9 protein-coding genes are annotated in these 10,112 nt (G+C 63.9%); 3 read left to right on the forward strand and 6 right to left on the reverse strand.

Features of this window, described 5'->3' with window-relative positions; genetic code table 11:
* Positions 1-204: 204 nt before the first annotated feature.
* Positions 205-1,197, forward strand: a complete 993-nt coding sequence (locus NKH43_RS22380; RefSeq protein WP_502906503.1) for an alpha/beta hydrolase — start codon at positions 205-207, stop codon at positions 1,195-1,197.
* 263 nt (positions 1,198-1,460) lie between these two features.
* Here the strand turns inward: NKH43_RS22380 and NKH43_RS22390 are convergent, their stop codons facing one another.
* Positions 1,461-2,198, reverse strand: coding sequence for a DUF899 domain-containing protein (locus NKH43_RS22390; protein WP_023718310.1), 738 nt, complete (start codon positions 2,196-2,198; stop codon positions 1,461-1,463).
* A gap of 828 nt (positions 2,199-3,026) precedes the next feature.
* On the opposite strand from NKH43_RS22390, the gene NKH43_RS22395 reads away from it, so the two are divergent.
* Positions 3,027-3,773, forward strand: coding sequence for a GntR family transcriptional regulator (locus NKH43_RS22395; protein WP_352859926.1), 747 nt, complete (start codon positions 3,027-3,029; stop codon positions 3,771-3,773).
* Positions 3,774-3,784: 11 nt separating this feature from the next.
* Here NKH43_RS22395 and NKH43_RS22400 read toward each other — a convergent pair whose 3' ends face one another.
* From NKH43_RS22400 to NKH43_RS22420, 5 genes are all read right to left on the reverse strand, one after another.
* Entirely contained in the window at positions 3,785-5,443 is a 1,659-nt protein-coding gene (locus NKH43_RS22400; RefSeq protein WP_352859928.1) for an FAD-binding dehydrogenase, read from the reverse strand.
* A gap of 59 nt (positions 5,444-5,502) precedes the next feature.
* Entirely contained in the window at positions 5,503-6,489 is a 987-nt protein-coding gene (locus NKH43_RS22405; RefSeq protein WP_023718306.1) for a Gfo/Idh/MocA family protein, read from the reverse strand.
* 154 nt (positions 6,490-6,643) lie between these two features.
* The gene (locus NKH43_RS22410; RefSeq protein WP_352484690.1) at positions 6,644-7,219 is read right to left on the reverse strand and encodes a YceI family protein; all 576 of its coding nucleotides are present in this window, start codon (positions 7,217-7,219) and stop codon (positions 6,644-6,646) included.
* Between the two features lie 68 nt (positions 7,220-7,287).
* On the reverse strand, positions 7,288-7,866 hold the full coding sequence (locus NKH43_RS22415; protein ID WP_352484688.1) for a cytochrome b: 579 nt from the start codon (positions 7,864-7,866) through the stop codon (positions 7,288-7,290).
* Between the two features lie 60 nt (positions 7,867-7,926).
* Entirely contained in the window at positions 7,927-8,817 is an 891-nt protein-coding gene (locus NKH43_RS22420; protein WP_352859931.1) for a LysR family transcriptional regulator, read from the reverse strand.
* Between the two features lie 105 nt (positions 8,818-8,922).
* On the opposite strand from NKH43_RS22420, the gene NKH43_RS22425 reads away from it, so the two are divergent.
* Positions 8,923-9,918, forward strand: coding sequence for an aldo/keto reductase (locus NKH43_RS22425; protein WP_352847696.1), 996 nt, complete (start codon positions 8,923-8,925; stop codon positions 9,916-9,918).
* The last annotated feature ends 194 nt before the right edge of the window (positions 9,919-10,112 follow it).

The raw sequence follows: 10,112 nt of genomic DNA on the forward strand, positions 1-10,112 counted from the left end.
GGCGATCCTTCACACCCCCCTCTGCCCTGCCGGGCATCTCCCCCGCAAGTGGGGAGATCGGATGTCGCATCGGATTTCGCCAATTTCCAGCGTTGCAGGACAAGCGGCAAGGCCAAAGCTGCCGATCTCCCCCCTTGCGGGGGAGATGCCCGGCAGGCCAGAGGGGGGTGTCCAAGCTCAACCTTGGCGGCCCATTCGGCGCCCATGACCAACTACAAAACCCTCATCGACGCCGAGACCCGGGCCTTCATCGAGCGGACCAATTCCTATTATCCACCCGATACGATCGACTACACCATCGCCGAGCAGCGCGAGATCTATAACCGGATGTGCCGCGAGTTCTTTGCCGGCTATCCCCAAGGCGTCACGGCGGAAACCACCGCCATTGCCACACCCTGGCACATCCCGATCCGCGTCTACCGCGCCCCGGCGCCGGAAACAGCGGCGATGGTGCTTTATTTCCATGGCGGCGGTTTTGTCCTCGGCGGGCTCGACAGCCATGACGACCTCTGCGCCGAGCTTTGCAGCCGCACCGGCTACGAAGTGGTTTCGGTCGACTACCGGCTGGCGCCGGAACACCTTCATCCGGCCGCCTTCGACGATGCCATCAGCGCCTTCGAATGGGCGTCGACCACCTACGAGCGTCCTATCCTGCTGTGCGGCGATAGCGCCGGCGGCAATCTCGCCGCCGCCGTCACCCACGCGGAAGCGCCGATGCTTAACGTGCGCGACCTCGTTTTCTACAGGGACATCAGGACCGGGGGCGAGGACCGCACCGGCGATCTCACCTTGTCGCCGCTCGCCGACGCCGACTTTGCCAATCTGCCGCCCACCGTCGTGATCACCGCCGAATGCGACCCGCTGTCGTCGGACGGCGAAGCCTATCGCGACCGCATCGTTGCCGCGGGCGGACGTGCCTGGTGGCTCGAGGAGCCGGGGCTGGTGCATGGCTATTTGCGCGCCAGGCACACGGTCGGCCGCGCCCGCTCGAGCTTTACCCGGATTGTCGATGCAGTGACGGTTCTGGGGAGGGCGGATGGATCTGGTGAGGGATGTCCTCCTCGCCCCGACGGGCTTTTATCCGCCGGGATAGCTTTACTTGCGGCTGCGTCGCCGCCCGGAAACCCGCCTCAGCCAAGGCCCCAAATGAAAGGCGCTCATCAGCAGGTACATCGGGACCATGCCGCCCAGCGGTGAGGTCTCTTGCCCGGTCGAGCACATCATATCCGGCGCGCCGCCGAGCAGTGTCAACAACGCCATGGTTGCGAAGGTCGGCGCGGCGGCGAAGGACAGCCAGTCGGCCGCGCCAAGGGCGGCCGGGCTCGCATCGCCGCCGGATCCGCCTGCATCAATCTCGCTCATGTCCGTTGTCCCTGGTAGTGAGCGGGATGCGTTCGAATGAACAGCGCATCCCGCTCCTCCATTTGTCTTAGCCGCATTTCTGCGACGCCAAAGATGTTCTATTCGGTGCGATTCCGGAACGCGGCCTCTCCGGCGTCCGATATCTCGACCCACTTTTTGTCGGGGACGGCTTCGGCGCCGTAATTGTCGTGCCAGTTCCACCACTTGTATGTCGGCGTCTGCGGATAGCCCTCGGGCGAATCCTCCCAAACCTCCTGGCGGCCGAGCGGCGTCAGGTCGAGGTAGCTCCATACGGTCCCCATCGCCTCGTCGCCACGGTTGTTGATGAAGTAGGTGCGGAACACGCGATCGCCGTCGCGGATGAACACGTTGTGGCCGTGCCACTCGTCAACGCCGAAATCAGCATCGAAGCTGTCGGTGATGGTGTACCAGGGCATCTTCCAGTCCATCCGCGCCTTCAGCCGCGCAATGTCGGCCTGCGGTGCGCGCGAGGCGTAGGCAAGCGTGGTGTCGCGGGCATTCAAATGGGCGAGATTGCCGACCTGATCCGCCCCCAGCGAACAGCCGCGGCAGGCGTGATCGGGCCAGCCAAATACGCCGGGCTCGAAGAAGGCACGGTAGACGACCAGCTGGCGGCGGCCCTCGAACAGGTCGAGCAGGCTCACCTTTCCGTCAGGCCCTTCGAACGTATAGGACTTCTCCACCGCCACCCATGGCATCCGCCGGCGCTCGGCGGCCAGTGCGTCGCGAGCCCGGGTCACGGTCTTCTCCTTCACGAGCAGCTGCTGGCGCGCGGCCTCCCATGCGTCAGGCGAAACGACCGGTGGTGTCTTCATCGCGAGCCGCGAGCCCTGCTCGCCTGTGCCATTCTGATGTGCCGTCATTGTGCATCTCCCTTGCTGGTTTGTCGCCGCACCGGCGCGACGTGTTGGGTCGTGAGCCAGGATAGGGGCTGATAGCGGATTGGCGAGAGTGACAAGTGTGACGCGATTCCGACCGGTTCGCTGATCACGGCCAATTTCGCCGCCCGCGACGCCCCGTGCGCCGGCCAGGTAGCGGTCATTGTCAAACGGCTCGGCCTGGTTGCTTTCCGGGCTCCACAGCTGCCGGTGGGTTCGTGTGAGATCGCCGAGATAGACATGCAGCGCACCCGATCGCGCGCTGCCGGTATTCGCAACCGCATGCACGGTATTTGACGCCATGTGCACCACGGCAGGCGCTGCGATGTCCTGCCTTTCGGGGACATCGAGTTCGCTGCCGGCAACAGGATAGATGAAGTTCGTCTCGCTGCCCTTGTAGATGCCGATCAAGGCATCCATCAGGTGGTTATGAGGCGGGTACTGCAGGCCGGGCGACAGCGTGATGTGATAGATCGTCAGGTTCGGGCCCGCATGCAGAAGCACCTCGTCGTCGTCCTCTTCGTGAGCGAGTGTTCCCGATGCGTGAAAACGGTTGGTGTAGTCGCCCAGGACCGTCCTTACCGCTTCGAGGGGATCTGGCCCCTTCGCGGCATTGACGATATCGTCGGCAACGGCGTAGAGAGGCGAGTTGGCGGGCAAAGGCATATCAGTTATCCTCCCTGAAATGCTCAGATTTACAATCTGAGATGCTCACGCTAGCGAATGCTGAGGCCAGCGTCAACGGGACAGCCAGACGGACAGAATATGAAAACGACGAAGTTGACCGCCGAACCGGCAAGACCGGCCACGGTCGAGGCGACAGCACTGTCAGCCGCCGACGTCCTTCGCAGGGAACAGGCATATGAGCAGCTGAGGAACGACATCATTGCCTGCGTGCTGCGCCCCGGCGAAGCGCTGACCGAGAAACAGATCGGCGATCGATACCTGATCAAAAAGGCGACCATCCGCGCGGCGTTGGCCCGCCTGATGCAGGAAGGGCTGGTCAGGAGCGAGCCGCGCCGCGGCTACGTCGTTGCGACGCTCAGTCTGCGCGACGTCAACGAGATCTTCGATGTCCGCAGCTTGATCGAGCCGGAAGTGTTCAGGGTGGCGGCATCGAACATGACCGAGCGCGGGCTGGAGGATATCAGGCTGGCAGCGAAAAAAGTGCTGAAGCCGGAGACGCTACGCAGCCACATTGCCTTCCTTGCGGCCGATCGTGCTTTTCGCCTGGCCCTTGCGGAGCTCTCGGGAAATTTACGACTGGCGCATCTACTGGACCAGATACTCGACCAGTCGGCGCGGGTTCTCCACCTCGGGTTCAAGTCGCGCGACTTCACCCAGTTGATCATCGCCCAGCAAAAGGAACTGGTTCTTGCCTGCGAGGCAGGCGACGTTTCCGGCATCGTGAAACTTGCCCGTTCGCAGTGCCTGTTCCTCAAGAAGCAGGTGCTCGAGGCTTTGCTTGCAGGTTCCAAGCTTCAAGACGTCAATTTGCAACCCTTCGCCTAAAGCGCCTTGTTTCACCCCACCGCTCGCGCCGCTGCCCGTCCGGCGCTGCGGCCGGAAAAGATGCAGCCGCCGAGAAACGTGCCTTCGAGCGCTGCATAGCCGTGCATGCCGCCGCCGCCGAAACCGGCGGCCTCGCCCACCGCGTACAGCCCCTCGACGGGTTGGCCGCCGGCGCCCAGCACGCGGCTGTCGAGGTCCGTCTCAAGCCCGCCGAGCGTCTTGCGGGTCAGGATGCCGAGCCTGACGGCGATCAGCGGGCCATTGGCGGGATCGAGCAGCTTGTGCGGTCTTGCGGTACGGATCAGCCGGTCTCCGAGATAGGCTCGCGCGCCGCGCAGCGCGGTGATCTGCATGTCCTTGGAGAACGGATTGTCGAGCTGCCGGTCGCGGGCGCGGATTTCGCGCTCGACCTGCGCCAGTTCGAGCAGCGGCTCGCCGCCGGCCAGTGCGTTCATGCGGGCGACCAGCGCCGGCAGTTCGGGCTCGACGATGAAATCCTCACCCTTCTCCATGAACGCCTTGACCGGCGCGGGCACGCCGCTGGTGGCACGGCCAAGCACCTGGCGCCAGCTTTTCCCCGTCAGATCGGGGTTCTGCTCGGAGCCGGACAGCGCGACCTCCTTCTGGATGATCTTTTTGGTCAGGATGAACCAGGAATAGTCGTATCCGGTGCTCATGATGTGGCTGAGCGTGGCCAGCGTGTCGAAGCCGGGATAGAGCGGCACCGGCAGGCGTTTGCCGCGCGCATCGAGCCACAGCGATGACGGGCCGGGCAGGATGCGGATCGCATGATCGGTCCAGATCGGTGCCCAGTTCCTGACGCCCTCGACATAGTGCCACATGCGGTCGCGGTTGATGAGCCTGCCGCCGGCAGCCTCGGCGATCGCCAGCATGCGGCCGTCGACATGGTCGGGAACGCCGGTGATCATGCGTTTTGGAGGCGCACCCAGCCGTTGCGGCCAATTCTCCCGGACCAGCTCGTGATTGGCGCCGATGCCGCCGGAGGCGACGATGACGGCCTGCGCCTTCAACTCGAAATCGGCTGTGATCTCGCGCGAGCTCTTGCGGCCGCGCTCGGCATCGCTCGCCGCCAATATGTCGCCGCGCACGCCGTCGACGACGGCGCCCGTCCGGGTCAATTCGTTAACCCGGTGACGGAATTTGAAGCGGATCAGCCCACGCTTAACGGCCTCGCGCACGCGCTGCACGAACGGTTCGAGCACACCAGGCCCGGTGCCCCAGGTGACATGGAAGCGCGGCACCGAATTGCCGTGGCCGGCGGCATTGCCGCCGCCGCGCTCGGCCCAGCCGACCACCGGAAAGAATTTCAGGCCGCGCTGCATGAGCCAGGAGCGCTTCTCGCCGGCGGCGAAGCCGACATAGGCCTCAGCCCAGCGGCGCGGCCAGAGATCTTCCGTGCGGTCGAAGGCTGCAGTGCCCAGCCAATCCTCGAGCGCCAGCTCATACGAATCGCGGATGCGCATGCGCCGCTGTTCGGGCGAATCGACAAGGAAGATGCCGCCGAGCGACCAGAACGCCTGGCCGCCAAGCGACTGCTCCGGCTCCTGCTCGACGATGATGGTCTTCTTGCCGGCCTCAGTCAGTTCGGCCGCCGCGACAAGACCGGCAAGGCCGGCGCCGACAATGATCACATCCGCGTCGTTTGGCATCTATTTGGCCATGATCTCGTCCAAAAACCGGTCCCTCATTTTTTGGGATCATGGCCGGCCTAGACTGTCTCCCAGCCTTCCTTCTCGCCGGCGCGGAAGATGGCATCGATGACCTTCTGGTTGAGCACCGATTCTTCCAGGGTGAAAACGCGGTCCTTGCCGCCCTGTGCCGCCCGCGCGAAGGCCTCGACTTCCAGCCGGTATTGCTGCGTGCCGGGAAAGCGGAATACCTGCGCCTCGCTGTGGTTCTGGTTGTGCAGCTCGACGCGGTGATGGTCATAGAGCCCGGCGTTGAACGGTGAGAACACCTCGATGAATCCCTTCTCGCCGTGGAACACCATCACCTGGCGTGCCGCCATCTGCGTCGACAGGTAAAACGACAGCTCGAAATCGCCGAAATCGGCGCGGATCGAGGAATAGATGTCGGTGCCGAACGTCTTGTCGCGCTCGATCGTCGCCTGGACGCGCAGCGGCTCCTTGCCCGTCGAAAAGCGTGTCGACACCGTCGGGTAGACACCGATATCGGGCAGCGCGCCGCCGCCGAGATCGAGCTTGTTGCGCATGTTATTGGGGTCGACATTGTAATAGGAAAACGCGCCCTGGACATGGCGCAGCCGGCCGATGGCGCCGTTGGCGATCAGCTCGCGCACCTTGATCCATTGCGGATGGTAAACGACCATGAAGGCTTCGCAGACCAGCACCTTCTTGGCATCGCGCAGCTTGATCAGCGGCGGAATATCCTTGGCATCGAGCGCCAGCGGCTTTTCGACCAGAACATGCTTGCCGGCCTCGATCGCCTTGGCCGTCCATTCGACATGCTGCGAGGTCGGCAGCGGAATGTAGACGCCGTCGATGTCGCTGGAGGCGAGCAGCTCCTCATAGGAGCCGAAAGCGTGGCGCGCGCCGAAGCGTTCGCCCAGTGCCCGGGCTTTCGACAGATCGCGGCTGGCGATCGCCGACAGCACGCCGTTCTCCGCCTCGACGATTGCCGGCAAAAGCTGCTCGCGGCCGATCTTGGCCGTCGACAAAACACCCCATCGGAACATCAGATTTCTCCTCTCGATTGCAGGCCTGGAGGTTTGCCCTAATTCAGGAGAAAAGCCAATGCGGGAGCCTGGCGGCGAACAGGGCGATCATCTGCGGCTTTTCCGGATGCCGGCGCTGCCCTTGCGGGGGCGACGAACCCAGGTCCTGCAAAGACTATCCCCTTCTACCCGTCAGCGTCATGTCGAAGTCGACGACGTTGGAGTAAATCGGCGTGCCGACATCCATGCCGTAGCGCGACCGCAACACCTTGCCGGTGACATGGAATTTTATCGTGCCCGCCCTGAGGCCGCCGAGCTCGGCCGTGAATTTTTCCTGAAAGGTCTTGCCGCGCGCCGTCAGCCGGCCGGTGACAAGGGCTGACGTGGCGCCGGTGCGTTTGACGCTGGTCGAACGGAACTGGATCTCCGGATTGTTGGCCGCGTCGAAAACCGCGTCCGAGCGAAGAAAGGCGTCGATGCGACTTTGGCCGGTACCGACGCTTTCGGGGAAGATGGTGAAATTGACCTGGGACCGGCCGACATCGCTGTTGTCGATGAGGATACTGCCCTTGAAGCGGGAGAAAGCACCGTCGAGCCCTCCGCCGCCGAGCTTGCCGATCGAGAAGTGGATGCTGGAACTCCCCGGGCTGATGGTGTAGCTGCCGGCCGCGTCGCCAAGGGCGACGGCGGCGAAAACAGGCATAGCAAAACAAGCGGCGGCTGCCGCAAATCCGAAGATGCGCGCGTACATGGAAATGGTCCTCTTGGCAGGCAACGCTTTCTTGCGTCCTCGCCCCATGAACGAATGAGCCGCCCGCTCTATTCCGTGTCGCGATGTGACGAAGCCGTGATCATGCGCATCAGCACGGTATCCCTCAGCCAGAAATGATGACGCAGCGCCGCGGCCAGATGCAAAGCGACAAGTCCGATGCCGGCATAGGCGAGATACCAGTGCGTCGCTGCCCAGAAGCTTTCAGCCACGTCCGATTCGCCAAGCGGCAGATTGGGCATAACAAACAGATTGAACGGCACGCTCGGGATCTCCAGCACCGAGACCGAGACCAGCGCCCAGCCGGACAGCGGCAGAGCGAGCTGAAACGCATAAAGCGCAAGATGGACAAGTGGCGCGATGCGGCGCTCGAACGGGCCGACCGAGCGCGGCAGCGGCGGGGCCGGTCTGCCAAGGCGCCAGGCGATGCGCAGGATGACCAGCCCAAGCAGCAGGAAGCCGAAGGATTTATGCAGCTGGATCAGTTCGAAGGCGGTGCGCTGGCTGGACAGTCGCACCATGACGAAGCCGAGCACGAACTGGCCGATAAAGAGCGCCGCGATCAGCCAGTGAAGGATGATCGCCGTCCAGCCGTAGCCGGTGGCCTGGTTTTTGGGCAGTGCTGACATGGTCGGTGAACGAATGCCAGGTCGGCTTTCTTCCACCTCTCCCTTGTGGGGAGGGTTGGCTTACTCGCCGACCTTGAAGAAATCGACAAAGGCCCTGAGCGCCGGCCGCATCTGGCGGCGGCTTGGGTAATAGACGAAGAAGCCGTCGAAAAGCGGGCACCAGTCCTCCAGCACGCGAACAAGCTTGCCGGCGGCGAGCGCGTCGCGGACATAGTCCTCGAACACGAAGGCGAGCCCGGGGCCGTCGACCGCGGCGTTGGCAATCAGATGGTCCTCGTCGAGGATCAGCGGCCCTTTCACCGGGATTTCGATCTCCTCGCCGTTCTTCTCGAATTCCCAGCGATAGAGAATGCCGCTGGAGAAGCGGAAGCGGATGCAGCGGTGACCGGCAAGATCGCGCGGATGCTGCGGCTTGGGCATGGTCTCGAAATAGGATGGCGCGCCGACGACTGCGCCGCGAAGGTCCGGCCCGATGCGCACGGCGATCATGTCGCGCTGCAGGCTCTCGCCCAGCCGCACGCCGGCATCGAAGCCGCCCTCGACCACATCGGTGAAGCGGTCCTCGATGACGATCTCCAGCACGATGTCGGGATAGGCAGCGGCAAAGGCGCCGAGCCTTGGCGTCAGCGTCAGGTGGGCCGCGGTGCGCGGCACGGTCAGCCTGAGATTGCCGGCCGGCCGGTCGCGCGCCTCGATCGCCGATTCCAGCGCCAGGTCGATTTCCGACAGCGCCGGCCTGAGGCGCTCGAGCAGCTGCGCGCCCTCCTCGGTCGGAGCGACGCTGCGCGTGCTGCGCGCCAGAAGGCGCACGCCGAGGCGCGCTTCGAGGCTGGAAACCGCGTGGCTGACCGCCGATGGCGCGATTGCCAGTTCCTTGGCCGCGCCGCGAAAACTGCCGCATTGGGCGACCGTTGCCAGTACAGCGAGCTGTGAAAGATGGGTTCGCTTCATTGATCTATTTTTTGGAACAGCCTGTGCAAATGAGAGCCGATTATCGAACGCAGCGCAAGACGCTATCTCTGCGGCATCACAACCATCACAACAAGGAGATACGTGATGCAAACCCGCAAGCTCGGCAATGAACTTGACGTCTACCCGGTCGGCCTCGGCTGCATGGGGATGAGCTTTGCCTATGGTGGCCAGCCGGAGGCGGACGCGATCGCCACGCTGCGCCACGCTGTCGACATCGGCGTCAATTTCTTCGACACGGCCGAAGTCTATGGCCCCTACGAGAACGAAATCCTGGTTGGCAAGGCGCTGAAGCCGGTGCGTGACAAGGTGACGATTGCGACGAAATTCGGCTTCAAGATCCTGGAAGAAGGCAGCGGCATGGAGCGCATGGCCGGCGTCGACAGCCGCCCGGAACACGTCAAGGCGGTTGCCGAAGCGTCGTTGAAGCGGCTGGATACGGAGGTCATCGACCTCTATTACCAGCACCGCGTCGATCCCAACGTGCCGATCGAGGATACGGTCGGCGCCATGGCCGAGCTGGTGCGCGAGGGCAAGGTGCGGGCGCTCGGCCTGTCGGAGGCGAGTGCGGCGACCATCCGCCGGGCGCATGCCGTGCATCCGATCGCCGCGGTGCAGAGCGAATATTCGCTGTGGAGCCGCGATCCGGAGGAAGAGGTGTTTGCCGTCTGTCGCGAGCTCGGCATCGGCTTTGTCCCCTATAGCCCGCTCGGCCGCGGCCTGCTCACCGGCACGATCGCCAAGCCCGATGTTCTCGGCGCCGACGACTGGCGCCGCGGGTTGCCGCGCTTCCAGGCCGACGCCATGGCGGCCAATGCGGTGGTCATCGCGGTGCTGGAAAAGATTGCTGCCGAGAAGGGCGTAACGCCGGCGCAGCTGGCGCTCGCCTGGGTGCTGCATCAGGGCGACTTCATTGTCCCGATCCCCGGTGCGCGAAAAATCCGCCATCTGGAGCAGAATACGGCGGCAGCCGATATTGTGCTGAGCCAGGCCGAAGTGGCGTCCATCGGCGACGCGCTGTCGCCGGAAAAGGTGGTCGGCAAGCGCTATACCGAGGAGCTGCTGGCCCTGGTCAACGGTTGAACGGCGATCGACGGCGTAATCGAAACGGGGCGTTTCGGCGCCCCGTTTTCGGTCGCACCGCAATGCAAATAATTGCGAGATATTGGCGCGAGGCACCCCCCTCTGTCCTGCCGACATTTCCTACCAAGGCACGACACTGATCTCCGGCCAGTTCTCCCTCGCACGCGCGCCCTTCATCTCGTGCGTCTGCCGAT

The sequence above is a fragment of the Mesorhizobium sp. M1163 genome (genome assembly GCF_040318415.1).
Classification (GTDB): Bacteria; Pseudomonadota; Alphaproteobacteria; order Rhizobiales; family Rhizobiaceae; genus Mesorhizobium.

Excerpts from the sequence above, each read along its gene's own strand:
- NKH43_RS22380 (WP_502906503.1), top strand. The coding sequence starts at position 205 with ATGACCAACTACAAAACCCTCATCGACGCCGAGACCCGGGCCTTCATC.
- NKH43_RS22390 (WP_023718310.1), bottom strand. The coding sequence starts at position 2,198 with ATGAAGACACCACCGGTCGTTTCGCCTGACGCATGGGAGGCCGCGCGC.
- NKH43_RS22395 (WP_352859926.1), top strand. The coding sequence starts at position 3,027 with ATGAAAACGACGAAGTTGACCGCCGAACCGGCAAGACCGGCCACGGTC.
- NKH43_RS22400 (WP_352859928.1), bottom strand. The coding sequence starts at position 5,443 with ATGCCAAACGACGCGGATGTGATCATTGTCGGCGCCGGCCTTGCCGGT.
- NKH43_RS22405 (WP_023718306.1), bottom strand. The coding sequence starts at position 6,489 with ATGTTCCGATGGGGTGTTTTGTCGACGGCCAAGATCGGCCGCGAGCAG.
- NKH43_RS22410 (WP_352484690.1), bottom strand. The coding sequence starts at position 7,219 with ATGTACGCGCGCATCTTCGGATTTGCGGCAGCCGCCGCTTGTTTTGCT.
- NKH43_RS22415 (WP_352484688.1), bottom strand. The coding sequence starts at position 7,866 with ATGTCAGCACTGCCCAAAAACCAGGCCACCGGCTACGGCTGGACGGCG.
- NKH43_RS22420 (WP_352859931.1), bottom strand. The coding sequence starts at position 8,817 with ATGAAGCGAACCCATCTTTCACAGCTCGCTGTACTGGCAACGGTCGCC.
- NKH43_RS22425 (WP_352847696.1), top strand. The coding sequence starts at position 8,923 with ATGCAAACCCGCAAGCTCGGCAATGAACTTGACGTCTACCCGGTCGGC.